Genomic DNA, 22085 nt, shown 5'->3' on the forward strand with positions numbered 1-22085 from the left:
AACCGATTAGGAGTCCCTCATGGAACACGTCCTGCCCGAGCTGCCGTATGACAAGAAGGCGCTGGAGCCGCACATCAGCGCCGAGACCTTCGAGTACCACCACGGCAAGCACCACAAGGCCTACGTGGACAACCTGAACAACCTGCAGAAGGGCACCGAGTTCGAGAACAAGACGCTGGAAGAGATCGTCAAGACCTCCAGCGGCGGCATCTACAACAACGCCGCCCAGATCTGGAACCACACCTTCTTCTGGAGCTGCATGAAGCCCAACGGCGGCGGCGCGCCCACCGGCAAGCTGGCGGACGCGATCAACGCCAAGTGGGGCAGCATCGACGCCTTCAAGGAAGCCTTCCAGAAGAGCGCGGTGGGCAACTTCGGCTCGGGCTGGACCTGGCTGGTCAAGAAGCCCGACGGCTCGGTCGACATCGTCAACACCGGCGCCGCCGGCACCCCGCTGACGACCGCCGACAAGGCGCTGCTGACGATCGACGTGTGGGAGCACGCCTACTACATCGACTACCGCAACGCGCGTCCGAAGTTCGTCGAGACCTTTCTGAAGAGCCTGGTCAACTGGGACTTCGCGCAGGCCAACTTCGGCAACTGAGGCCCCGGCGCCCGTCATCCGGGCGCTGAAGGACGAACGGCCCGGGAGCGATCCCGGGCCGTTGCCGTTTCAGGGGAGGGTCCGGGGCGTGCGGACCCGGCGGCTCACTTGGGCCAGGGGCCGCCGCGCAGCTTGGCGCCGGCCTTCAGGCCGCGCTTGTCGAACCAGCCCTTGTTCATTTCCAGCACGTAGCGCACCGGCTTGACCGAGCAGTGCGAGGTGTCGGACAGCGGCTGCATCTCGACGATGTTGACGATGGTGCCGTCGTCGGCGACGAACGCGGCCGACAGCGGAATCAGCGTGTTGCGCATCCAGAAGCACTGCTGGGCGGGCTGCTCGAAGACGAAGATCATCCCGGCGTTCTGCGCCATCTCCTTGCGGGCCATCAGGCCGATGGCGCGCTGCTCGTCGGTGCGGGCCACCTCGGCGTGGATCAGGTGCATGCCGGCGCCGAGTTCGACGACCGGCAGTCCGGTCTGCGGAATCTGCTGGGCCGTCGCCGGAGCGGCCGCCAGCATCGCGGAAATCGACAGGAGGGCCGACAGGGCGGCGGACGATGCGGCGCGTTTGATATTGAGCATGTTGCGACCTCGAGGTTTCGCGGATTATCGCGGCCATGTTGCCCGCCCCAGCCGCCATCGCCTCTGCCGGCGCCCCGGGCGCTGATGCCGCTCCCGCCAATCGCCCCGGCCTCGACGCGTCGCTGACGCGCTCCGCCGCGCGTGACGCGGCTCAGCCCCTGGACGCGTTCACCGAGTGGCGCACGGCGGCTGACGGCACACGCCTGGGCCGCTCGCGGCTGAAGCTCTCCGGCATGCACTGCGCGGCCTGTGCCGGCCTCATCGAGGCGATGCTGCAAGCGCAGCCGGGCGTTCGCTCGGCGCAGGTGAATGCGGCGACGCAAGCCCTGACCCTGGACTGGGCGCCAGGCGCGATCACGCTGGACGAACTGCGCCACTCGCTGGCCGGCGCCGGCTACGACTTCGCGCCGGACCTGGCCGGCCCCGCGCGCGACCTGCGCCGCCGTGAGCACCGTCAGGCGCTGTGGCGGTGCTTCGCGGCCGGCTTCCTGATGATGCAGGTGATGATGCTGGCCTGGCCCTCGTACGTGGCCGCGCCAGGCGAGATCCCGCCCGATCAGGCCGCGCTGCTGCGCTGGGGTCAATGGGTGCTGACACTGCCGGTGATGCTGCTCTCGGCGGGGCCCTTCTTCCGGGCGGCGCTGCTGCAGCTGAGGACGCGGCGCCTGGGCATGGACGTGCCGGTGGCGCTCGGGCTCGCGGTGGCTTTCGTCGCCGGCAGCGGTGCGACGCTGGACCCCGGCGGGCCGTTCGGGCACGAGGTCTATTTCGATTCGATCACGATGTTCGTCAGCTTCCTGCTGGGGGCGCGATACCTGGAGCTGCGCGCGCGGCATCGCGCGGCCGAGGCGCTGGAGCAGGCGGCCGACGTGTTGCCCGGCAAGGTCGAGCGCTTGAGACCCGGCGGCATGACGGAATGGGTGGAGACCGGCCAACTGGCGCCCGGGGACCTCGTGCGGGTGGCCGCGGGCCAGCGCATTCCGGCCGATGCCCGCGTCGAGGGCGGGCGCGGCGCGGTTGATGAATCGCTGCTCACCGGCGAATCGCGCCCGGTGTCGAAGGCGCCTGGCGATGAGGTGCTCGCCGGCAGTCTGAACCTTGCAGGCGTGTTGACGCTGCGCGTGGTCCGGACGGGAGAGTCCACCCGGCTCGCCGGCATCGGCCAGTTGATGGCGCAGGCCTTCCAGGACCGGCCGGCGACGCTGCGCATGGCGGATCGCGTCGCCGGGTGGTTCCTGGCGGCCGTGCTGATGCTCGCGGCCGCGGCGGCGCTCGTCTGGCAGTTGCTCGATCCGTCGAAGGCCGTGGCGGTCGCGGTGTCGGTGCTCATCGTGACCTGTCCCTGCGCGCTGTCGCTGGCCGCGCCAGCGGCCTGGGTGGCCGCCGCGGGCTCGCTCGCGCGGCGCGGACTGCTGTTGGCCAGGTTGGAAGCGATCGAGGCGCTCTCGCAGGTCGACCGGATCGTCGTGGACAAGACGGGCACGCTGACCGACCCGGCGCCACGGATGTCGCGCCAGTGGCCGCTGACGCTCGATGCCGGGGCGACCGCAGCGGCGAAGGCGCTGGCGGGCGCTTCGCGCCATCCGTTGTCGCGCGCGCTGATGACTGCGCTGGAAAGGCTCGCCGCACCGATGGCCGAGGCCTTGACGTCGATCGAGGAACTCAGTGGTCGAGGTCTGCGAGGGGTCGACGCGGAAGGACGCGAATGGCGGCTCGGGTCGCCGCGCTGGGCAAGCGGGGAGACGGCTTCGCGGCTCGACGCCATCGGGGATGCGCAGATCGTCCTCAGCTGTGAGGGCGTGGTCCGCGCGGCCTGGACCTTCGATGAAGCGTTGCGCGAGGGCGCAGCCGCCGCGCTGGGCGCCTGGCGCGCGATGGGCATGGAGATCGACCTGCTGTCCGGCGATGCGCCGGCGCGAGTCGCCGCGATCGCGGAGTGCGCCGGCGGCCTGCGTTGGCGCGCTGCCGCGAGTCCGGAAGCGAAGCTCGATCACGTCGCCGCCTTGCAGGCGCGAGGTCATCGCGTGCTGATGATCGGCGACGGCATCAACGATGCCCCCGTGCTCGCCCGCGCGCAGGTGTCCATCGCGATGGGGCAGGGCGCCGATCTCGCGAAGGCCCAGGCCGACGCGCTGCTGCTGTCGGACCGGCTCGACGCGATCACCGCCGCGCTGCGTCTGGCCCGCCGGACGCGGCGCGTCGTGCGCCAGAACCTCGCCTGGTCGGCGCTCTACAACGCAGTCTGCGTGCCGATGGCGCTCGCCGGCTGGCTGCCGCCCTGGGCGGCGGGTCTGGGCATGGCGATGAGTTCGCTGCTGGTGGTCGGCAATGCCGCGCGGCTCGGCCGCGAGACGGCGCCGGATCGGGATCGTTGACGCGCGGGAGCCTGCGGCATGGACATCCTCTATCTCCTGATTCCGCTCTCGGTGGTGCTGGTGCTGGTGCTGCTGGCGGTGTTCGGCTGGGCCGTGAACGACGGCCAGCTCGAGTCGCTCGACCGCGAAGGACAACGAATCCTCGAGGACGACGTCCAAGCTTGATCGCCATCAACACGCGCCTGTGTGTGCCGCCAAACAATCGCCGCCATCCGCGCGACGAGCGCCACAAGGAGCCGATATGCCAAGCACACGAGGGTCGACGGGAGAAGGGGGCACAGGGCCCAGTTACGAGGACGGTGTCGTCCGCGCATTCGCGCTGGCCGCGGTGCTGTGGGGGGTGGTGGGAATGCTGGTCGGCGTCGTCATCGCCGCGCAGCTCGCCTGGCCGGCACTGAATCTGGGCATCCCCTGGCTCAGCTACGGCCGGCTGCGGCCGCTGCACACCAACGCGGTGATCTTCGCCTTCGGCGGCTGCGTGCTGATGGCCACCGCCTTCCACGTCGTGCAGCGCACCAGCCACGTCCGGCTCTTCGCCCCGGCGCTCGCGTGGTTCACCTTCTGGGGCTGGCAACTGGTGATCGTGCTGGCCGCGATCACGCTGCCGCTGGGCCTGACCACCGGCAAGGAGTACGCCGAACTCGAATGGCCGATCGACCTCCTGATCGCCGTCGTCTGGGTCGCCTATGCGATCGTCTTCTTCGGCACGATCGGCATCCGCCGCGTGCGCCACATCTACGTGGCCAACTGGTTCTTCGGCGCCTTCATCATCGCGGTCGCGCTGCTGCACATCGTCAACAGCGCCGAGATCCCGGTGTCCCTGACCAAGAGCTACTCGGCCTACGCAGGCGTGCAGGATGCAATGGTGCAGTGGTGGTACGGCCACAACGCGGTCGGCTTCTTCCTGACCGCCGGCTTCCTGGGGCTCATGTACTACTACATCCCCAAGCAGGCCAACCGGCCGGTCTACAGCTACCGGCTCTCGATCGTCCACTTCTGGGCGCTGATCTTCACCTACATGTGGGCCGGTCCCCACCACCTGCACTACACCGCGCTGCCCGACTGGGCGCAGAGCGTGGGCATGCTGTTCTCGCTGGTGCTGCTGGCCCCCAGCTGGGGCGGGATGATCAACGGGGTGATGACGCTCAGCGGCGCCTGGCACAAGCTGCGCGACGACCCGATCCTGAAGTTCCTCATCGTGGCGCTGTCGTTCTACGGCATGTCGACCTTCGAGGGGCCGATGATGTCCATCAAGACCGTCAACGCCCTGTCGCACTACACCGACTGGACCATCGGCCACGTCCACAGCGGCGCGCTCGGCTGGGTGGGCTTCATCTCGATGGGCGCGCTCTACCACCTGATCCCGCGCATGTACGGCCGCACCGAGATGTACTCGAAGCGCGCCATCGAACTGCACTTCTGGATCGCCACGCTGGGCATCGTGCTCTACATCGCCGCGATGTGGATCGCCGGCGTGATGCAAGGCCTGATGTGGCGCGCGGTGAACCCGGACGGCACGCTGACCTGGACCTTCGCCGAAAGCGTCAAGGCCACCTACCCGTTCTACGTCGTGCGCCTGATGGGCGGCCTGCTGTATCTGAGCGGCATGTGCCTGATGGCCTGGAACGTCGTGATGACGGTCCGCGCCGGCCAGCCCGCCCGCCATCCCATTCCCGGCGCCGCGCTCGCGGCTGCCGCCTGATCGCACGGACCCGAGGAACCACGTCATGGCCCACTCCCATGCCCCTGCCGCCGGCCACGAGCGCATCGAGACCAGCAACTTCCTGATGATCGTGCTGGTGCTGCTGACGGTGATCGTCGGCGGCATCGTCGAGATCGTCCCGCTGTTCTTCCAGCGCTCGACCACGCAGCCGGTCGAGAACCTGAAGCCCTACACGCCGCTGCAGCTCGCCGGCCGCGACGTCTACATCCGTGAGGGTTGCTACAACTGCCACTCGCAGATGATCCGGCCGTTGCACGCGGAGACGCTGCGCTATGGCCACTACTCGGTCGCCGGCGAGTTCGTCTACGACCATCCCTTCCAATGGGGCAGCAAGCGCACCGGCCCCGACCTGGCGCGCGTCGGCGGCAAGTACAGCGATGAATGGCATCGCCTGCACCTGACCAACCCGCGCGACCTCGTGCCCGAGTCCAACATGCCCGCCTACGCGTGGCTGGCCGGCGCGACGCTCGACCCGAAGGAACTGGCGCCCAAGATGCGCGCGCTGCGGACCGTCGGCGTGCCCTACACCGATGCGCAGATCGCCGCCGCCGGCGATGAGGTCAAGGGCCGGTCCGAGATGGACGCCGTCATCGCCTACCTGCAGGTGCTGGGCACCGCGCTGAAGAAGTGAGCGGAGGTCGACATGCACGACATGGATCTGAACGCCCTTCGCGCCGCGGTGACGGTGTGCTCGCTGCTCGTGTTCGTGGGGATCGTGGCCTGGGTCTACGCCCGCCGCAACCGCGAACGTTTCGAAGACCTGGGCGCGCTCGTCCTGATGGACGAGGCGCCGGCGCCCCAAGGAGGTCGTCATGAGTGATTTCGTTTCGAACGGCTGGGCGCTGTTCGTCGCCGCGGCGACGGTGCTCGGCCTGGCGCTGTGTCTGGCCCTGCTGATCATCGCCAGCCGGCGCAAGGTGATGGCGGAGGACAACTCCACCGGCCACGTCTGGGACGAGGACATCCGCGAGCTCAACAACCCGCTGCCGCGCTGGTGGATGGTGCTGTTCGTGCTGACGGTGGCCTTCGGCGGGCTCTATCTCGCGCTCTATCCGGGCCTTGGCAGCTTCTCCGGCTCGCTGCAGTGGACCAGCGTCTCGCAGTACCAGGACGAGCAGGCCAAGGCGCGCCAGGCGACGCAGGCGATCTACGCCAGGTTCGACGGCAAGGCGGTGGAGGCGCTGGCAAGCGACCCCCAGGCGACCGCGATCGGTGAGCGCCTCTTCGCCAACAACTGCGCGACCTGCCACGGCTCCGATGCCAAGGGCTCGAAGGGCTTTCCCAACCTCACCGACAACGACTGGCTGTATGGCGGCAGCGGCGACACCATCGTCGAGACCATCACCAAGGGGCGCGAAGGCACGATGCCGCCGATGGCCGCCGCGGTCGGCAACGGCGAGGACGTGCGCAACCTCGCCAACTACGTGCTGAGCCTGTCCGGCAGCCCGCACAACTCGGTGGCGGCGGCGCTCGGCAAGTCGAAGTTCTCGGCCTGCGCCGCCTGCCACGGCATGGACGGCAAGGGCAACCAGGCGCTCGGTGCGCCCAATCTCACCGACAGGATCTGGCTGCATGGATGGGGCGAGGGCGCGATCATCAACATGGTCAACAACGGCAAGCACAGCCACATGCCCGAGCACGGCTCGCGCCTGAGTCCCGAGCAGATCCGCGTGCTGGCCGCGTATGTCTGGGGGCTGTCGCATGAGCGGCCCTGAGCTCAAGACGATCTCGCTCTACGCATCCGAGGCGAAGATCTATCCCCGCGCCGTCCACGGCTGGTTCGCCGTGTGGCGCTGGGTGCTGGTGTGGGCCACGCAGCTGCTGTTCTACGGCCTGCCGTGGCTGTCCTGGAACGGTCGGCAGGCGGTGCTGTTCGACCTCGAGGCGCGCCGCTTCCTGATCTTCGACCTGATCCTGTATCCGCAGGACTTCATCTACCTGACCGCGCTGCTGGTGGTGTCCGCCTTCGCGCTGTTCTTCTTCACGGCGGTGGCGGGCCGGCTGTGGTGCGGGTACGCCTGCCCGCAGACCGTCTACACCGAGATCTTCCTGTGGATCGAGCGCCATACCGAAGGCGATCGCGCCTCGCGCATGCGGCTCGACCGGTCCGGCTGGACGGCGGAGAAGGCGCTGCGCAAGGGCGGCAAGCATGCGGCCTGGCTGGCGGTGTCGCTGTGGACGGGCTTCAGTTTCGTCGGCTACTTCGAGCCCATCCGCGCCCTGGCCGCCAGCACCGCGCAAGGGACGCTGGGCGGCTGGGAGATCTTCTGGATCCTGTTCTATGGGCTGGCGACCTACGGCAACGCCGGCTACCTCCGCGAACAGGTGTGCAAGTACATGTGTCCCTATGCGCGCTTCCAGAGCGCCATGATCGACCGGGACACGTTGATCATCAGCTACGACGCCGCGCGCGGGGATCCGCGCGGTCCGCGTTCGAAGAAGGCGGACCCGGCGGCGGCGGGCCTCGGCGCCTGCGTCGACTGCCACCAGTGCGTGCAGGTCTGCCCCACCGGCATCGACATCCGCAAGGGCCTGCAATACGAATGCATCGGCTGCGCCGCCTGCATCGACGTCTGCAACGACGTGATGGACAAATTCGGCTACGAACGCGGACTGATCCGTTACGCGACGCAGAACGGAATGCAGAAGCACTGGACCTCGGCTCGGCAATGGCGGCGCGTGCTGCGGCCCAGGGTCCTCGTCTACGGGGTGATCCTCCTGGCGGTGTCGGGCGCACTGGTGGGGAGCCTGGCGGTCCGGATGCCGTTCAAGGTGGACGTCGTGCGTGATCGCGCGTCGCTCGCCCGTGAGATCGAGGATGGCGTGATCGAGAACGTCTACCGCCTCCAGATCATGAACGCCGAGGAGTCGAGCCAGCGGTTCGTGCTCGATGCGGGTGGACTGGACGGCCTGCGCGTGGCCGTCCCCCGGGGCGAATTGACCCTGGCGCCCGCCGAGGCGCGCTGGGTCACCGTGTCGCTGCGTCTGTCGCCGGAGGCGGCGCGCGGGCTCGGCAGCGGCGCGCATCCGATGCACTTCTCGATCCGGAGGGTCTCGTTCGACGGCCATGCGCCGACGCGCGAGCTCATTGAGAAATCCACCTTCATCGTGCCGAGATGACGCCTCGTCGCGGGCCTCAACAGGAGCAGACATGAGTTCAACGACAACCGGCCGCACGGACAGCGAGCTCCCCGGCAGCGGGCCCTGGTGGCGGCATCCGATGATGTGGCTGGTGGTGGGCGGTCCCGGCATCGTCGTGGTGGCGGCGATCGCCACCTTGATGCTCGCGGTGATCCATCCGGACCCCGTGGTGAGCGACACGGGCGCCTCCGATCGCGCCCGCCTCGCGGCCGAGGACGTGTCCGACCCGGCGATGGCGCCCGCGATGAAGGCGCGCAACCATGCGGCCACCGGTGGCCAGACCCCCTGACGCCGCGCTAGGACGAGCGCCTCACCAGTTGAAGCAGCAGACGGGGCTTGAGGACGCGGACCTCGCGCGCCCGTACCTCGAGCAGTCCATCGTCCTGCATGCGCGAGAAGGTGCGGCTGACCGTCTCCAGCGTGAGACCGAGGAAGCTGCCGATCTCGTCGCGCGTCATGCGCAGGACCACGCTCGAGGACGAGAACCCGCGCGCGCGCAAGCGCCGCATCAGGTTGATCAGGAAGGCGGCGACGCGCTGCTCGGCCCGCATGGCGCCGAGCAGCATCATCACGGACTGGTCGCGCACGATCTCCCGGCTCATCAGGCGAAGGAACTGACGGCGCAGGCGATCGATCTCGCGCGTCAGGTCCTCCAGACGCCCGTACGGCACGACGCAGACCTGGGAGTCCTCCAGCGCCACCGCGCCGCAGGCGTGAGCCCCGCTGAAGATGCCATCCATGCCCAGCATCTCGCCGGCCATCTGGAAACCGGTGACCTGCTCGCGCCCGTCCTCGGCCGACGCGGCGGTCTTGAAGAAGCCGGTGCGCACGAGGTAGATCGCTTCGAAGGCATCTCCGGCCTTGAACAGCACCGTGTTGCGCGCGACGGGACGTCGTACGGCGACCATGCGTTCGAGCTGTTCGACCTCGGCGGCCGGCAGTCCCGTGGGCAGGCAGACCTGGCGCAGGGCGCAGGTCGAGCAGGCGACCTTGAAGCCTTCCTGCGGCGGTGGGAGAGGGGCGGGATTCGTCGTTCTCGGCATGAGTTCGGCGGACATGCGAGGAAGCGGCGGATTCTTTGTCGGGGCATCGAGGCCAGCAATGACATCAATCAATGACGCTCTGCCAACAAAGGGTGAGGATCGCGCCCCATGAGCCCTGACCCGACCCCCTGGGACCGCAGCATCCCCGATGCCGATCTGCTGCGCCGGTTCGACATCGCCGGACCGCGCTACACCTCGTATCCGACCGCGGACCGCTTCCACGCCGGTTTCGATGCCGAGCGTCATGGCGAGATGCTGGCGTTGCGCGCCTTCGGTCCGGCGGCGGCCCAGCCGATGTCCGTCTACGTCCACATCCCGTTCTGCGAATCGGTCTGCTACTACTGCGCCTGCAACAAGGTCGTCACCCGCCATCATGAGCGCGCTGCGGCCTATGTGGACGCGCTCGAAGTGGAGATGAGCCTGGTGCATCGCCGGCTTGGCGCGCGCGCACTGGTGTCGCAGCTGCATTTCGGCGGCGGCACGCCGACCTTCCTGTCCGATCGCGAGCTGTCGATGCTGATGGCGCTGTTGCATCGGCATTTCCGCCTTGCCGCCGACGCAGAGATCTCGATCGAGGTCGATCCTCGCACCATCGACTTCGGGCGTCTGCGCCATCTGCGCGGGCTCGGCTTCAATCGCCTGAGCTTCGGCGTCCAGGACTTCGATCCCGGCGTGCAGCGCGCCGTGCATCGCGAGCAGAGCCTGGAGAGCGTCGCCGCGCTGATCGCGGCCTCGCGCGATCAGGGTTTCACGTCGATCAATGTCGATCTGATCTACGGCCTGCCGTTGCAGACGCCGGCCTCGTTCGCGCGGACGATCGAACAGGTCGCCACGCTGCGGCCGGACCGCATCGCGCTGTACGGCTACGCCCATCTGCCGCACCGCTTCAAGCCGCAGCGCCGCATCGAGGCGTCCGCGCTGCCGCCGCCCGCGGACAAGCTGCGCATGCTGTCGGGCGCGATCGCTGGCTTCATCGCACGCGGCTACAGCTACATCGGCATGGACCATTTCGCGCTCGCGGACGATCCGCTGGCGGTCGCGAAGCGGGAAGGGCGGTTGCACCGCAATTTCCAGGGCTACAGCACCCAGCCGGACTGCGACCTCGTGGCGCTGGGCGTGTCGGCGATCTCCAAGCTGGGGGCCTCGTTCGCGCAGAACGTGAAAACCCTGCCCGAGTATTACGCCGCCCTGCGCGAGGGGCGCCTTCCCGTCGAGCGCGGCCTGGCACTGGATCAGGACGACCTCGTGCGGCGGGACGCGATCATGGCGCTGATGTGCCAGGGCCGGTTGGCCTTCGATCCGATCGAGCGCTCGCATGGGGTCGTCATGGCCGACTACTTCGCGCCGGAGATCGAGAGGCTGCGCCACATGGAGGCCGATGGCCTCGTGACCATCGAGCCGCGCGCCGTCCAGGTCACCCCGATGGGCTGGTTCTTCGTCCGGGCCGTGGCGATGGTGTTCGACCGCTATCTCAGGCCGTCCGGCGCAGGAGCGGCGGCGCCGCAAGGCGCGGCGGGGGGCGCGGCCGACACGCCGATCCGCTTCTCCCGCATCCTGTGAGACTCGACGGGAATCCGGCATGTTGACGCTCGCGCTGGCCGGCTCAGCCTTCCTGATCGGCATCGCCGGCAGCCTGCACTGCGCGGCGATGTGCGTCGCACCGTGCGCCGCCGTGACCGGCGGACGGCGCGGGGCGGAGCTCCTCTTTCAGGCGGGACGGATCCTGGGTTACGCCGCCGGTGGTGCGGTGGTCGCCGCCGGCGTCGGAGGGCTGCTGCGCTGGGAACTCGCGTCGGGAGCGCTCCGGCCTGTCTGGCTGGCGTTGCACTTGTCCGTGCTGGCATTGGGTGTCTTTCTGCTCTGGCGAGCCGAGGCGCCCCGCTGGGTCGCCCGTCTGTGGACGGCGAGAGCGCCTGCCGCGGCCGGCATCCCGGTGGCTGCCCTGGGCGTCGGCGCGGTGGCCCTGACGCCGGCACGCAGCGCCGCGGCTGGCGTCGCGGGTCTGGCCTGGCTCGCCTGGCCTTGCGGTCTGCTGCAGTCGGCGCTGACGGTGGCCGCGCTCGCGGAAGGCCCGTGGCAGGGGGGCGGCGTGATGGCGGCGTTCGCGGTCGGTTCGTCGCCGGGCCTGCTCGCCGGTCCCTGGCTGCTGCGCAAATTGAACGGCGCAGCCGGCAGCGCCGGGGCAGCGGGCAGGGCCGGCGTGCGATTCGCGACCCGCCTGTCCGGCGCGCTGCTCGCCGCGGGCGCGCTGTGGGCGCTCGGTCACGGTCTATGGGCGCAGATCCGCGCGTACTGCGGCTGAAGCCTCCAGGGCCATGGCCGGGGCATCAGCCGATTGAAAGTTTCGCTGTCATAGAATCGGCGCTTCCGGTTTACCCACCCACCTACGCGATTCGCGGAGACGACTCCATGTACCAGCACATCAAGGTGCCCGAGGGCGGGCAGAAGATCACGGTCAACGCCGACTTCTCGCTCAACGTTCCCAACAACCCGATCATCCCGTACATCGAGGGTGATGGCACCGGCTTCGACATCACTCCCGTGATGATCAAGGTGGTGGATGCGGCCGTGGCGAAGGCCTACGGCGGCGCCAAGAAGATCCACTGGATGGAGATCTACGCCGGCGAGAAGTCGACGAAGGTCTACGGCCCCGACGTGTGGCTGCCGGAGGAGACGCTGCAGGTCCTGAAGGACTACGTCGTCTCGATCAAGGGCCCGCTGACGACGCCCGTGGGCGGCGGCATCCGCTCGCTGAACGTCGCGCTGCGCCAGGAGCTGGACCTGTACGTCTGCCTGCGCCCGGTGCGCTGGTTCAAGGGCGTGCCCTCGCCGGTCAAGGAACCCGAAAAGACCGACATGGTCATCTTCCGCGAGAACTCGGAAGACATCTACGCCGGCATCGAATTCGAAGCCCAGAGCGACAAGGCCAAGAAGCTGATCAAGTTCCTGCAGGAGGAATTCGGCGTCAAGAAGATCCGCTTCCCGGAAACCTCGGGCATCGGCGTCAAGCCGGTGTCGAAGGAGGGCACGGAGCGCCTGGTCCGCAAGGCGATCCAGTACGCGATCGACAACGACAAGCCCAGCGTCACGATCGTGCACAAGGGCAACATCATGAAGTTCACCGAAGGTGGCTTCCGTGACTGGGCCTACGCGCTGGCGCAGAAGGAATTCGGCGCCGAGCTGATCGACGGCGGCCCGTGGTGCAAGTTCAAGAACCCGAAGACCGGCAAGGACATCGTGGTCAAGGACAGCATCGCCGACGCGTTCCTGCAGCAGATCCTGCTGCGCCCGGCCGAGTACTCGGTCGTCGCGACGCTGAACCTGAACGGCGACTACATCTCCGACGCGCTGGCCGCCCAGGTCGGCGGCATCGGCATCGCCCCGGGCGCGAACCTGAGCGACTCCGTCGCGATGTTCGAAGCGACCCACGGCACCGCGCCGAAGTACGCCGGCAAGGACTACGTGAACCCGGGTTCCGAGATCCTGTCGGCTGAAATGATGCTGCGCCACATGGGCTGGACCGAAGCGGCCGACCTGATCATCTCGTCGATCGAGAAGTCGATCCTGTCGAAGAAGGTCACGTACGACTTCGCCCGCCTGCTGGATGGCGCGACGCAAGTGTCGTGCTCCGGCTTCGGTCAGGTGATGATCGAGAACATGTGATCCCGCGCCGGCCTCGAGCCGGCACCGGACACCGAGAACCCCGGCCTCCTCCGCCGGGGTTTTTCTTTTCCGGCCCGGGATCGCGCCGGGCCCATGCGAAAGGCCCGCTTGCGCGGGCCTTCTTGAAGGGCGTGAGCCGGATCAGCCGGCGGGCGTCAAGCCGCGGCCTGCTGGCCCGCCTGGGCGTCCACGATCAGCGGCATGCCCACGCCCGGCTGAATCGTGTCGCCACCGTCCAGCGGACGGATGTCCTGGGCCAGTTGGCCTTTGGGACCCTGGACCAGCTCGTAGCTCACCCTGGAGCCCTGCTTGAGCGTGCGGAAGCCTTCCATCTGAATGGCCGAGAAGTGGGCGAAAACGTCCCCTCCGCCTTGTTCGGGTTCAATAAAGCCAAACCCCTTGGCATCGTTGAACCACTTGACCGTGCCTGTTGCCATCGTTCTTCTCCATCCCGGTGTCTTTCTCGCACCGGGGCGGATTCTCAAATCCGTGTCAAGTCAGTGTCAATTGAGGAACTCCCCGGGGTGTTGCGGCGCGAAGGTGACAAACTCGGGGCATTGACAGGCCCAGACCCGTCCCCATGTAGGGTGCTCCCGCTGTTTATAGAATCGGCTCATGCCTTTGTTTGCCCAACAGTCCCCCCCACCGGCGGGTCCGCCTGGCGCTTCGCCGCCGGGCACGGAGGATGGAGGGAACTCCACCACGCTGGAGCGTGTCGCTCAGAAGACGGAGCCGCCTCGCCTGTATCAGGTGTTGATGCTCAACGACGACTTCACGCCCATGGAGTTCGTGGTGATGGTCTTGCAGGAATACTTCCGCCATGACCTGGATACGGCCACCCAGATCATGTTGAAGATCCATCACGAGGGCCGCGGCGTCTGCGGTGTTTTCACCAAGGACGTGGCGGCCACCAAGGTCGAAATGGTGTCGGCGGCCGCACGGCGCGCCGGCCACCCCCTGCAGTGCATTATGGAGGCCGCATGATTGCGCAAGAGCTTGAAGTCAGCCTGCACATGGCGTTTGTCGAAGCGCGCCAGCAGCGCCACGAATTCATCACCGTGGAACATCTGCTGATGGCGTTGCTGGACAACCCGTCCGCGGCCGAGGTGCTGCGCGCCTGCGCAGCGAATATCGAGGACCTGCGCAAGTCGCTTGCGCAGTTCATCAAGGAAAACACGCCGACGGTCGGCGGCACCGACGAGGTCGACACGCAGCCCACGCTGGGATTCCAGCGGGTGATCCAGCGCGCGATCATGCATGTGCAGTCCACCGGCAACGGCAAGAAGGAAGTGACCGGCGCGAACGTGCTGGTCGCGATCTTCGGCGAAAAGGATTCGCACGCCGTCTACTACCTGCACCAGCAGGGCGTGACGCGGCTGGACGTCGTCAACTTCATCGCCCACGGCATCAAGAAGAGCGAGCCGCCCGAGCCCCCGAAGGGCCCGGAAGGCAACGGTGCCGAGTCGGAGCGCGAAGAGGGCGAAGGCGGCCAGGGGCAGGGCGGCGGCAAGGGCAGCCCGCTCGAGCAGTTCACCCAGAACCTCAACCAGCATGCCCGCGACGGCAAGATCGATCCGCTGATCGGCCGCGAGCTCGAGGTCGAGCGCGTGGTGCAGGTGCTGTGCCGCCGCCGCAAGAACAACCCGCTGCTGGTGGGTGAAGCCGGGGTGGGCAAGACCGCGATCGCCGAGGGCCTGGCGTGGCGCATCACCGAGGGCCAGGTGCCCGACGTGCTGGCCGAGGCGGTGGTCTATTCGCTGGACATGGGCGCGCTGCTGGCGGGCACCAAGTACCGCGGCGACTTCGAGCAGCGCCTCAAGGCGGTGATCAAGCAGTTGAAGGACCAGCCCGGCGCGATCCTGTTCATCGACGAGATCCACACGCTGATCGGCGCCGGCGCGGCCTCGGGCGGCACGCTGGACGCGAGCAACCTGCTCAAGCCGGCGCTGTCCTCGGGCCAGCTCAAGTGCATCGGCGCGACCACGTTCAGCGAGTACCGCGGCATCTTCGAGAAGGACGCGGCGCTGTCGCGGCGCTTCCAGAAGATCGACGTCGTCGAGCCGACGGTGGACCAGACCGTCGAGATCCTGAAGGGCCTGAAGTCGCGCTTCGAGGAGCATCACAGCGTCAAGTACGCGCTGGGCGCGCTGCAGGCGGCGGCGGAGCTGTCGGCCAAGTACATCAATGACCGGCACCTGCCCGACAAGGCGATCGACGTCATCGACGAGGCGGGCGCCGCGCAGCGCGTGCTGCCCAAGAGCAAGCAGAAGAAGACCATCACCCGCGCCGAGGTCGAGGACATCGTCGCCAAGATCGCGCGCATTCCGCCGGCCTCGGTCTCGTCGGATGATCGCGGCAAGCTCAAGAGCCTGGATCGCGATCTCAAGAGCGTGGTCTTCGGCCAGGATCCGGCGATCGACGCGCTGGCCGCGGCCATCAAGATGGCGCGCTCGGGGCTGGGCAAGCCGGACAAGCCGATCGGCTCGTTCCTGTTCAGCGGTCCGACCGGCGTGGGCAAGACCGAAGTCGCGAAGCAGCTCGCCTACATCCTGGGCATCGAGCTGATCCGCTTCGACATGTCCGAGTACATGGAGCGCCACGCGGTCAGCCGCCTGATCGGCGCGCCTCCGGGCTATGTCGGCTTCGACCAGGGCGGTCTGCTCACCGAGGCCATCACGAAGAAGCCGCACGCGGTGCTGCTGCTCGACGAGATCGAGAAGGCGCATCCGGACGTCTTCAACGTGCTGCTGCAGGTGATGGACCACGGCACGCTGACCGACAACAACGGACGCAAGGCCGACTTCCGCAACGTGATCATCATCATGACCACGAACGCGGGCGCGGAGGCGATGAACAAGTCGACGATCGGCTTCACGACCAAGCGCGAGCAGGGCGACGAGATGGCCGACATCAAGCGCCTGTTCACGCCTGAGTTCCGCAACCGGCTGGATGCGATCGTCAACTTCGGCGGCCTGAACGAGGACATCATCTTGCGGGTGGTGGACAAGTTCCTGCTGCAGCTCGAGAGCCAGCTGGCCGAGAAGAAGGTCGAGGTCACCTTCAGCGACACGCTGCGCAAGCATCTGGCGGCCAAGGGCTTCGATCCGCAGATGGGCGCGCGTCCGATGCAGCGCCTGATCCAGGACACGATCCGGCGCGCGCTGGCGGACGAGCTGCTGTTCGGCCGCCTGGTCGACGGCGGCCGGCTGAGCGTGGACGTGGACGACAAGGGCGAGGTCCAGCTCGACATCACGCCGACGAAGAAGGACAACAAGCCCAAGGCAGAGCCGGCGACCGCCGACTGACCCTTCCGGCCTGGCCCGACGAACGAAAGCCCGCTCTCGCGGGCTTTCTGCCGTCTGGCCGGGTGTTGTCTGGCCGGGCTTGCGGCTCGGCGCGGGTCAAGCGTGCGCCGGATCCTGCAGAAAGAACGCCGCGAAGAGCCGGTACAGCCGCGGCTGCTCGGCGAGCAGCTCGCGCGGCGCGACGAAGAAGGCCTCCACTGCGACGGCGAAGAACTCCTCCGGCGCCTCGGCGCCATAGGGATCGATCAGCGTCGCGACCCCCGCGTCGACCTGGTCGCAGAACCACTGCCACTCGGCTTCCATCGTCGCCGACCACTGCAGACGCAGTGCCGCGTCGGCGATCGGCGGCGCGCCATCGGGCTCGCCGTCGCGCATGTCCAGCACATGCGCGAACTCGTGGATGACGACGTTGTAGACGGAGTCGTGGCCCTCGACGCGCTCGGTCGCCTCGGGTGCGATCTCGCTCCAGGCAAGCATCAGCGGTCCGCCTTCCATCGCCTCGCCGGCCAGCGTCTCGTCGTACTCGTGGACCACGCCGTCCTCGTCCATCGTCTCGCGCGCGGCGACGACCTCGCCCTCGTGCATCACGATGCCGACGAAGCCGTCGTACCACTCGAGTCCCAGCCGCAGCACCGGCAGGCAAGCCTGCGCGGCGACCGCGACGGCGACCTCGTCGGTGACCTCGAAGCCGCCCGCGCCATGGAACTCCTTGGACGCCAGGAAGAGCGAGCACAGCCGGCGCAACTCGGCGCGGTCCGCCTCGCTGCGGCGCGCGATGAAGGGGTATCGCGTCAGCGTCAGCTGCCACAGCGGCTCGGGAATCGCGAAGGCCTCGAGCAGCTTGCGCTCGCGGCGTTCGCGCCAGCGCTGGAAGAGGCCGCCGATCATGCGTGCGCGGCGTCCGTCGGCGCCGTCATCGGGGCGATCCGGCGCAAGCCGTCGGCCTCGAGGATCAGCACGTCGCCGCGGCCAGGCCCGTGGTCGTAGTCCCAGTCGGACAGCACGGCACGGGTCAGGCCGCCGCCGAGGTCGTGCGTCGCCGGCCGGTGCGTGTGCCCGTGGATCAGCGTGTCGCAGCCGGAGGCGCGCAACCAGGCGCGCGCGGCGCCGTCGTCGACATCGGCCCAGGTCGATGGATCGGACTGGTGCATGCGGCTCTTCGCGCGCAGATGGCGCGCCAGCGCGCGCCGCGCGAAGAGTGGCATCGCGCGCAGCGCCGCCAGCACCTCGGGTCGGCGCACGACCGCGCGGGCGCGCAGGTAACCGACGTCCCCCAGGCAGAGCTGGTCGCCATGGCTCAGCAGCCAGGAGCGCCCGAAGGCGTCCAGCCGCGTGGGATCGGCGAGCTGCGTCATGCCGGCGTCGGCCGCCATCGGCTCGCCGAGCGCGAAGTCGCGGTTGCCATGCATGAAGAAGAGGGCCTTGCGCGCGGAGGTCTCGCGCAGCACCTCGAGCGCGAACTGCTCGAAGGTGCCGGCCTGCCAGCGCGCGTCGTCGCCGATCCAGGCCTCGAAGATGTCGCCGAGCAGGAACACGGCGTCGGCGGGCGTGGCCGCCAGATGAGCGCGAAACCGCGCCAGCGTCGCCGGCATGTCCGGCGACAGGTGCAGGTCGGACAGCAGGTCGATCCGCCGCCAGCCGGGCGCCGCGCGCAGCGGTGCCAGCGGCACCGCCGCTCGGGGCAGCGGGAAGGCGGCGGAACCGGGACTCACTCGACCGCGACGGCGCGCTCGATGACGACGGCCTCCACCGGCACGTCGTCGTGGAAACCGGAGCGGCCGGTCTTCACCTTCTCGATCTTGTCGACGATGTCCTGGCCGCCGATGACCTTGCCGAACACCGCGTAGCCCCAGCCCGACGGGCTTTCGCTCTTGAAGTTCAGGAAGTCGTTGTCGACGGTGTTGATGAAGAACTGCGCGCTGGCCGAGTGCGGCGCGTTCGTGCGCGCCATCGCGACCGTGTACTTGTCGTTCTTCAGGCCGTTGTTGGCCTCGTTCTGGATCGGGGCATCGGTGGGCTTCTGCTTCATGCCGGCCTCGAAGCCGCCGCCCTGGGCCATGAAGCCCTTGATGACGCGGTGGAAGATCGTGCCGTCGTAGTGGCCCTTGGCGACGTACGCCAGGAAGTTCTCGACGGTCTTGGGGGCCTTCGCGTCATCCAGCTCCAGCGTGATCAGACCCTGGTTGGTGTGCAGTTCGACTTTCTTGCTCATGTCGGTGACTCCTTATTTCTCGACGGTGGCCTTGTTGATGAGGATGGGGGTGGCGGGCAGGTTCTGGAACGCGAAGTTCTTCTTCACCGTCTCCGCCGCCTTGATCTTGTCGACGACCTCCATGCCCTCGGTCACGTAGCCGAAGACCGCGTAGCCGCGGCCGTCGGCGGCGTAGCCGGGATCCAGGCCCGGGTTGTCGACCACGTTGATGAAGAACTGCGAGGTCGCCGAGTTCGGATCGTTGGTGCGCGCCATCGCGACGCTGCCGCGGATGTTCATCAGGCCGTTGCCAGCCTCCAGCGGGATTGGCGCCTGGGTCGGGCGCTGCTTCAGGTCGGGCGTGTAGCCGCCGGTCTGGATCATGAAGTCGCCGATGACGCGATGGAAGATCACGCCGTTGTAATGGCCGGCCTTCACATAGGCCAGGAAGTTGGCGACCGTCTTGGGCGCCTTCTGCGCGTCCAGCTGGATCTTGATGTCGCCCGCGGTCGTGCTCAGCTTGACGACCTGCGCCTGCGCGAAGGTGCTGGCCAGGCTCAGCAGGGCGGCGCCGGCGGCGAGCAGCAGTGGGGATGTCCTCATGGTCGGGTGGCGGTGTCTGGTGGATGGGTGAGGGGGGCGGCACGCCGTCGGCGCGCCGGGCCGGACGCTCAGCGGGCCGGATTGACCCGCGCGTTGTTGAACGCAGTGACGCGCTGGAGCTTGACCTTCAGCGCGGTGTCGTCGCCCAGCGCCTGCTTGAGGGCGCGCTCATAGGACTGCTGGGCCAGGCGCATCAGCACGTCACCCATGTTCTCCTGCGCCTGCGAGTGGTCGGGCTGCAGCTCCAGCGCGCGCGTGAGCGACTGGCGGGCGGCTTCGTACTCGCCGCGCGCGGCGTGGATGACGGCCAGGTTGTTGTAGGGGTCGGCCAGGTCGGGGAAGTCCTCGGTCAGGCTGACGAAGATGGCCCGTGCGCGTTCGAGCTGCTGCTGTTCCATCAGCATCGTGCCGAGCGCGAAGCGCAGGCGCGGGTCGTCGGGCGAGGTCTTCAGGCCCGCTTCGGCGGCCTGGATGGCCTGGTCGCGCTTGCCGGAGGCCCACAGGGCCTGCGCGTCGTCGAGCGCGGCGGCCTGCGTCAGGGTCGCGCCGGTCATCGCCAGGGCGACGCAGCAGGCGCGGATCAGGGCGGGGAGTCTTGGCATAAGGGGGGCGGGGAGGGGGCCGCTATACTGCCGGGCATTCTAGAGCGAGCTTTCGTCTCCCGCTCGCCTCCCGGCCGGCCTCCCGCCCCACCCGCACCGCACCGTCGAACGCGCCGACGCTCGCGACTCGTCGCCAGAGCGGCGCTGACGGCGTCGGCATGCGCGCGGGGCCCGGCGCGAGGGGCACGCGGCGCGACACACGTATGTCCTCCTTGCGCATCTACAACACGCTGACCCGTCAGCAGCAGCCCTTCCAACCGATCGAGCCGGGCCGTGTCCGCATGTACGTCTGCGGCATCACCGTCTACGACCTGTGTCACATGGGCCACGCACGGATGAACATCGCGTTCGACGTCGTCTATCGCTGGCTCAAGGCCAGCGGCTACGACGTCACCTTCGTGCGCAACATCACCGACATCGAGGACAAGATCATCCGCCGCGCGCTCGAGCGCGGCATCACGATCCGCCAACTGACGGACGAGATGATCGCCGCCATGCACCGCGACTTCGCGGCGCTGGGCATCGCCACGCCGACGCACGAGCCGCGCGCGACCGACTATGTCCCGCAGATGCTGGACATCATCGGCAAGCTCGAGGAAAAAGGCCTGGCCTACCAGGCCGAGGGCGGCGACGTGAACTACGCGGTGCGCAAGTTCGACGGCTACGGCAAGCTGAGCGGGAAGTCGCCGGATCAACTGCGCGCCGGCGAGCGCGTCGCCGTCGATGACGGCAAGCGCGATCCGCTGGACTTCGTGCTGTGGAAGTCCGCCAAGGCCGACGAGCCCGCCGAGGCCAAATGGGCCAGCCGCTGGGGCGAAGGCCGTCCGGGCTGGCACATCGAGTGCTCGGCGATGAGCTGCGCGCTGCTGGGCGAGCGCTTCGACATCCACGGCGGCGGCATGGACCTGCAGTTCCCGCACCACGAGAACGAGATCGCCCAGAGCGAGGGCGCGCTGGGTCATCCATTCGTGAACACCTGGATGCACAACGGCTTCTTGAACATCGACGGCGAGAAGATGTCCAAGAGCCTGGGCAACTTCTTCACCATCCAGGAAGTGCTGGAGAAGTTCGACGGCGAGTCGATCCGCTTCTTCATGCTGCGCACGCAGTACCGCAGTCCATTCAACTTCAGCGACCTCAGCCTGGACGACGCGCGCACCGCGCTGCGCCGGCTCTACACCGCGCTGGACGCGGTGGCGCCGGCGGACGTGGCGATCGACTGGACGCAGGGGCCGGCGGCGGCCTTCAAGGCCGCGATGGACGACGACTTCAACACGCCGGGCGCGCTGGCGGTGCTGTTCGATCTCGCGAACCAGGTCAACCGTGACCGCTCCGCGCAGGACGCCGGCCTGCTGAAGGCGCTGGGCGGCGTGCTGGGCGTGCTGCAGCAGGCGCCGAAGGCCTTCCTGCAAGGCGGCGCGGGCCTGGACGAGGCAGCCATCGAGGCCCAGATCGCCGCGCGCGCCGCGGCCAAGGCCGGGCGTGACTTCGCCGAAGCAGACCGCATCCGCAAGGCGCTGGCCGAGCAGGGCATCGAGTTGAAGGACTCCGCGGCCGGCACGACCTGGGTGCGCGTGTCGAAGGCGGGAGAGCAGGCCTGATGGCGCGTGTGGCGACTGCCGGGGTGACCCCGGACTATTGGGATGAAGCCTGCCGTCACCTGGTCAAGCGCGACCGGGTGATGAAGAAGCTGATTCCGCAATTCGGCGAGGCGCGACTGCAAAGCCGCGGCGACGCGTTCACGACGCTGGCCAGATCGATCGTCGGTCAGCAGATCTCGGTGAAGGCGGCCCAGGGCGTGTGGGACAAGTTCGCCGAACTGACCTCGGGGCCCTCCAACCGCATCAAGCCGCTGGAGGTGCTGGGGCTGGAGAAGGACGCGCTGCGCGGTGTCGGTCTGTCGGCGCGCAAGGTCGAGTACCTGAGCGACCTGGCGCAACACTTCGAATCGGGCCAGGTCCATGTGCGCCAGTGGGCGCAGATGGAGGACGAGGCCATCATCGAGGAGTTGGTCGCGATCCGCGGCATCGGCCGCTGGACGGCGGAGATGTTCCTGATCTTCCACCTGATGCGGCCCAACGTGCTGCCGCTGGACGACCTGGGGCTGCTCAAGGGCATCAGCCAGCACTACTTCAGCGACGAGCCCGTGTCGCGCGCCGAAGCCCGCGAGCTGGGCGAGGGCTGGGCCCCGTACCGCTCGGTGGCCACATGGTACATTTGGCGGAGCCTCGATCCGCTACCCGTGGATTACTGA

At 68.2% G+C, this 22085-nt stretch carries 24 protein-coding genes; 16 read left to right on the forward strand and 8 right to left on the reverse strand.

The annotated features are described in order from the left end of the window. The first annotated feature begins 19 nt into the window (after positions 1 to 19). The gene (locus ABDW61_RS16435) at positions 20 to 604 is read left to right on the forward strand and encodes a Fe-Mn family superoxide dismutase (RefSeq protein WP_343640156.1); all 585 of its coding nucleotides are present in this window, start codon (positions 20 to 22) and stop codon (positions 602 to 604) included. A 104-nt stretch (positions 605 to 708) separates the two neighbouring features. On the opposite strand, the gene ABDW61_RS16440 is transcribed toward ABDW61_RS16435, so the two are convergent. Further along, the gene (locus ABDW61_RS16440; RefSeq protein WP_343640157.1) at positions 709 to 1185 is read right to left on the reverse strand and encodes a DUF192 domain-containing protein; all 477 of its coding nucleotides are present in this window, start codon (positions 1183 to 1185) and stop codon (positions 709 to 711) included. Positions 1186 to 1220: 35 nt separating this feature from the next. On the opposite strand from ABDW61_RS16440, the gene ABDW61_RS16445 reads away from it, so the two are divergent. The 8 genes from ABDW61_RS16445 (at position 1221) to ABDW61_RS16480 (ending at position 8713) form a co-directional block, all read left to right on the forward strand. After that, positions 1221 to 3560 (forward strand): cation-translocating P-type ATPase, encoded by a 2340-nt coding sequence (locus tag ABDW61_RS16445; RefSeq protein WP_343640158.1) that lies wholly within the window; start codon positions 1221 to 1223, stop codon positions 3558 to 3560. 18 nt (positions 3561 to 3578) lie between these two features. Beyond that, positions 3579 to 3725, forward strand: coding sequence for a cbb3-type cytochrome oxidase assembly protein CcoS (gene ccoS / locus ABDW61_RS16450; RefSeq protein ID WP_343640159.1), 147 nt, complete (start codon positions 3579 to 3581; stop codon positions 3723 to 3725). A 76-nt stretch (positions 3726 to 3801) separates the two neighbouring features. Beyond that, on the forward strand, positions 3802 to 5262 hold the full coding sequence (gene ccoN, locus ABDW61_RS16455) for a cytochrome-c oxidase, cbb3-type subunit I (RefSeq protein WP_343640160.1): 1461 nt from the start codon (positions 3802 to 3804) through the stop codon (positions 5260 to 5262). A gap of 25 nt (positions 5263 to 5287) precedes the next feature. Beyond that, positions 5288 to 5914: a cytochrome-c oxidase, cbb3-type subunit II gene (gene ccoO / locus ABDW61_RS16460; protein WP_343640161.1), complete on the forward strand. Its 627-nt coding sequence runs from the start codon at positions 5288 to 5290 to the stop codon at positions 5912 to 5914. A 12-nt stretch (positions 5915 to 5926) separates the two neighbouring features. Beyond that, entirely contained in the window at positions 5927 to 6103 is a 177-nt protein-coding gene (locus ABDW61_RS16465; protein WP_343640162.1) for a cbb3-type cytochrome c oxidase subunit 3, read from the forward strand. Further along, positions 6096 to 6998, forward strand: a complete 903-nt coding sequence (ccoP, locus tag ABDW61_RS16470; protein ID WP_343640163.1) for a cytochrome-c oxidase, cbb3-type subunit III — start codon at positions 6096 to 6098, stop codon at positions 6996 to 6998. The genes ABDW61_RS16465 and ccoP overlap by 8 nt, the downstream gene beginning before the upstream one ends. Continuing rightward, positions 6985 to 8403: a cytochrome c oxidase accessory protein CcoG gene (ccoG, locus tag ABDW61_RS16475; RefSeq protein ID WP_343640164.1), complete on the forward strand. Its 1419-nt coding sequence runs from the start codon at positions 6985 to 6987 to the stop codon at positions 8401 to 8403. The genes ccoP and ccoG overlap by 14 nt, the downstream gene beginning before the upstream one ends. A 31-nt stretch (positions 8404 to 8434) precedes the next feature. After that, on the forward strand, positions 8435 to 8713 hold the full coding sequence (locus tag ABDW61_RS16480) for a hypothetical protein (RefSeq protein WP_343640165.1): 279 nt from the start codon (positions 8435 to 8437) through the stop codon (positions 8711 to 8713). 7 nt (positions 8714 to 8720) lie between these two features. Here the strand turns inward: ABDW61_RS16480 and fnr are convergent, their stop codons facing one another. Beyond that, on the reverse strand, positions 8721 to 9467 hold the full coding sequence (gene fnr, locus ABDW61_RS16485) for a fumarate/nitrate reduction transcriptional regulator Fnr (protein WP_343640219.1): 747 nt from the start codon (positions 9465 to 9467) through the stop codon (positions 8721 to 8723). A 108-nt stretch (positions 9468 to 9575) separates the two neighbouring features. On the opposite strand from fnr, the gene hemN reads away from it, so the two are divergent. The 3 genes from hemN to icd all read left to right on the forward strand — a co-directional run bounded on the left by hemN (position 9576) and on the right by icd (position 13130). Next, positions 9576 to 11027: an oxygen-independent coproporphyrinogen III oxidase gene (gene hemN / locus ABDW61_RS16490; RefSeq protein WP_343640167.1), complete on the forward strand. Its 1452-nt coding sequence runs from the start codon at positions 9576 to 9578 to the stop codon at positions 11025 to 11027. A 19-nt stretch (positions 11028 to 11046) separates the two neighbouring features. Continuing rightward, entirely contained in the window at positions 11047 to 11769 is a 723-nt protein-coding gene (locus ABDW61_RS16495) for a sulfite exporter TauE/SafE family protein (protein ID WP_343640168.1), read from the forward strand. 107 nt (positions 11770 to 11876) lie between these two features. Further along, a complete protein-coding gene (gene icd, locus ABDW61_RS16500; protein ID WP_099862086.1) occupies positions 11877 to 13130 on the forward strand; it encodes an NADP-dependent isocitrate dehydrogenase in 1254 nt (417 codons plus the stop codon). 155 nt (positions 13131 to 13285) lie between these two features. Here icd and ABDW61_RS16505 read toward each other — a convergent pair whose 3' ends face one another. Beyond that, positions 13286 to 13567 (reverse strand): cold-shock protein, encoded by a 282-nt coding sequence (locus ABDW61_RS16505; protein WP_343640171.1) that lies wholly within the window; start codon positions 13565 to 13567, stop codon positions 13286 to 13288. Positions 13568 to 13745: 178 nt separating this feature from the next. On the opposite strand from ABDW61_RS16505, the gene clpS reads away from it, so the two are divergent. Together clpS and clpA are read left to right on the forward strand one after the other, a co-directional pair. After that, complete coding sequence (gene clpS, locus ABDW61_RS16510) at positions 13746 to 14114, forward strand: ATP-dependent Clp protease adapter ClpS (protein WP_343640173.1); 369 nt, start codon at positions 13746 to 13748, stop codon at positions 14112 to 14114. Then, positions 14111 to 16435 (forward strand): ATP-dependent Clp protease ATP-binding subunit ClpA, encoded by a 2325-nt coding sequence (gene clpA / locus ABDW61_RS16515; RefSeq protein WP_343640174.1) that lies wholly within the window; start codon positions 14111 to 14113, stop codon positions 16433 to 16435. The genes clpS and clpA overlap by 4 nt, the downstream gene beginning before the upstream one ends. Positions 16436 to 16531: 96 nt before the next feature. Here the strand turns inward: clpA and ABDW61_RS16520 are convergent, their stop codons facing one another. From ABDW61_RS16520 to ABDW61_RS16540, 5 genes are all read right to left on the reverse strand, one after another. After that, positions 16532 to 17323 (reverse strand): M90 family metallopeptidase, encoded by a 792-nt coding sequence (locus tag ABDW61_RS16520; protein ID WP_343640175.1) that lies wholly within the window; start codon positions 17321 to 17323, stop codon positions 16532 to 16534. Then, entirely contained in the window at positions 17320 to 18147 is an 828-nt protein-coding gene (locus tag ABDW61_RS16525) for a UDP-2,3-diacylglucosamine diphosphatase (RefSeq protein WP_343640176.1), read from the reverse strand. Before ABDW61_RS16525 ends, ABDW61_RS16520 begins: the two co-directional genes overlap by 4 nt. Beyond that, entirely contained in the window at positions 18144 to 18647 is a 504-nt protein-coding gene (locus ABDW61_RS16530) for a peptidylprolyl isomerase (protein WP_343640178.1), read from the reverse strand. The genes ABDW61_RS16525 and ABDW61_RS16530 overlap by 4 nt, the downstream gene beginning before the upstream one ends. Before the next feature lie 12 nt (positions 18648 to 18659). Beyond that, positions 18660 to 19229 (reverse strand): peptidylprolyl isomerase, encoded by a 570-nt coding sequence (locus ABDW61_RS16535; RefSeq protein WP_343640180.1) that lies wholly within the window; start codon positions 19227 to 19229, stop codon positions 18660 to 18662. Between the two features lie 68 nt (positions 19230 to 19297). Further along, on the reverse strand, positions 19298 to 19831 hold the full coding sequence (locus ABDW61_RS16540) for a tetratricopeptide repeat protein (protein WP_343640182.1): 534 nt from the start codon (positions 19829 to 19831) through the stop codon (positions 19298 to 19300). 203 nt (positions 19832 to 20034) lie between these two features. Here ABDW61_RS16540 and cysS point away from each other — a divergent pair, with 203 nt between their 5' ends. Both cysS and ABDW61_RS16550 read left to right on the forward strand, forming a co-directional pair. After that, positions 20035 to 21432, forward strand: a complete 1398-nt coding sequence (gene cysS / locus ABDW61_RS16545) for a cysteine--tRNA ligase (RefSeq protein ID WP_343640184.1) — start codon at positions 20035 to 20037, stop codon at positions 21430 to 21432. Further along, a complete protein-coding gene (locus ABDW61_RS16550; RefSeq protein WP_343640185.1) occupies positions 21432 to 22085 on the forward strand; it encodes a DNA-3-methyladenine glycosylase in 654 nt (217 codons plus the stop codon). The genes cysS and ABDW61_RS16550 overlap by 1 nt, the downstream gene beginning before the upstream one ends.

It is taken from the genome of Roseateles sp., from assembly GCF_039595595.1.
Lineage (GTDB): Bacteria > Pseudomonadota > Gammaproteobacteria > Burkholderiales > Burkholderiaceae_C > Roseateles.

What these genes read in the sequence shown, in the direction of transcription:
- hemN (WP_343640167.1), top strand. Translation starts at nt 9,576, where the DNA reads ATGAGCCCTGACCCGACCCCCTGGGACCGCAGCATCCCCGATGCCGAT.
- ABDW61_RS16465 (WP_343640162.1), top strand. Translation starts at nt 5,927, where the DNA reads ATGCACGACATGGATCTGAACGCCCTTCGCGCCGCGGTGACGGTGTGC.
- icd (WP_099862086.1), top strand. Translation starts at nt 11,877, where the DNA reads ATGTACCAGCACATCAAGGTGCCCGAGGGCGGGCAGAAGATCACGGTC.
- ccoO (WP_343640161.1), top strand. Translation starts at nt 5,288, where the DNA reads ATGGCCCACTCCCATGCCCCTGCCGCCGGCCACGAGCGCATCGAGACC.
- ABDW61_RS16480 (WP_343640165.1), top strand. Translation starts at nt 8,435, where the DNA reads ATGAGTTCAACGACAACCGGCCGCACGGACAGCGAGCTCCCCGGCAGC.
- ABDW61_RS16440 (WP_343640157.1), bottom strand. Translation starts at nt 1,185, where the DNA reads ATGCTCAATATCAAACGCGCCGCATCGTCCGCCGCCCTGTCGGCCCTC.
- ABDW61_RS16550 (WP_343640185.1), top strand. Translation starts at nt 21,432, where the DNA reads ATGGCGCGTGTGGCGACTGCCGGGGTGACCCCGGACTATTGGGATGAA.
- ABDW61_RS16535 (WP_343640180.1), bottom strand. Translation starts at nt 19,229, where the DNA reads ATGAGGACATCCCCACTGCTGCTCGCCGCCGGCGCCGCCCTGCTGAGC.
- ABDW61_RS16520 (WP_343640175.1), bottom strand. Translation starts at nt 17,323, where the DNA reads ATGATCGGCGGCCTCTTCCAGCGCTGGCGCGAACGCCGCGAGCGCAAG.
- ABDW61_RS16435 (WP_343640156.1), top strand. Translation starts at nt 20, where the DNA reads ATGGAACACGTCCTGCCCGAGCTGCCGTATGACAAGAAGGCGCTGGAG.
- ccoN (WP_343640160.1), top strand. Translation starts at nt 3,802, where the DNA reads ATGCCAAGCACACGAGGGTCGACGGGAGAAGGGGGCACAGGGCCCAGT.
- clpS (WP_343640173.1), top strand. Translation starts at nt 13,746, where the DNA reads ATGCCTTTGTTTGCCCAACAGTCCCCCCCACCGGCGGGTCCGCCTGGC.
- ABDW61_RS16540 (WP_343640182.1), bottom strand. Translation starts at nt 19,831, where the DNA reads ATGCCAAGACTCCCCGCCCTGATCCGCGCCTGCTGCGTCGCCCTGGCG.
- fnr (WP_343640219.1), bottom strand. Translation starts at nt 9,467, where the DNA reads ATGCCGAGAACGACGAATCCCGCCCCTCTCCCACCGCCGCAGGAAGGC.
- ccoG (WP_343640164.1), top strand. Translation starts at nt 6,985, where the DNA reads ATGAGCGGCCCTGAGCTCAAGACGATCTCGCTCTACGCATCCGAGGCG.
- ABDW61_RS16530 (WP_343640178.1), bottom strand. Translation starts at nt 18,647, where the DNA reads ATGAGCAAGAAAGTCGAACTGCACACCAACCAGGGTCTGATCACGCTG.
- ABDW61_RS16445 (WP_343640158.1), top strand. Translation starts at nt 1,221, where the DNA reads ATGTTGCCCGCCCCAGCCGCCATCGCCTCTGCCGGCGCCCCGGGCGCT.
- ccoS (WP_343640159.1), top strand. Translation starts at nt 3,579, where the DNA reads ATGGACATCCTCTATCTCCTGATTCCGCTCTCGGTGGTGCTGGTGCTG.
- ccoP (WP_343640163.1), top strand. Translation starts at nt 6,096, where the DNA reads ATGAGTGATTTCGTTTCGAACGGCTGGGCGCTGTTCGTCGCCGCGGCG.
- clpA (WP_343640174.1), top strand. Translation starts at nt 14,111, where the DNA reads ATGATTGCGCAAGAGCTTGAAGTCAGCCTGCACATGGCGTTTGTCGAA.
- ABDW61_RS16495 (WP_343640168.1), top strand. Translation starts at nt 11,047, where the DNA reads ATGTTGACGCTCGCGCTGGCCGGCTCAGCCTTCCTGATCGGCATCGCC.
- ABDW61_RS16505 (WP_343640171.1), bottom strand. Translation starts at nt 13,567, where the DNA reads ATGGCAACAGGCACGGTCAAGTGGTTCAACGATGCCAAGGGGTTTGGC.
- cysS (WP_343640184.1), top strand. Translation starts at nt 20,035, where the DNA reads ATGTCCTCCTTGCGCATCTACAACACGCTGACCCGTCAGCAGCAGCCC.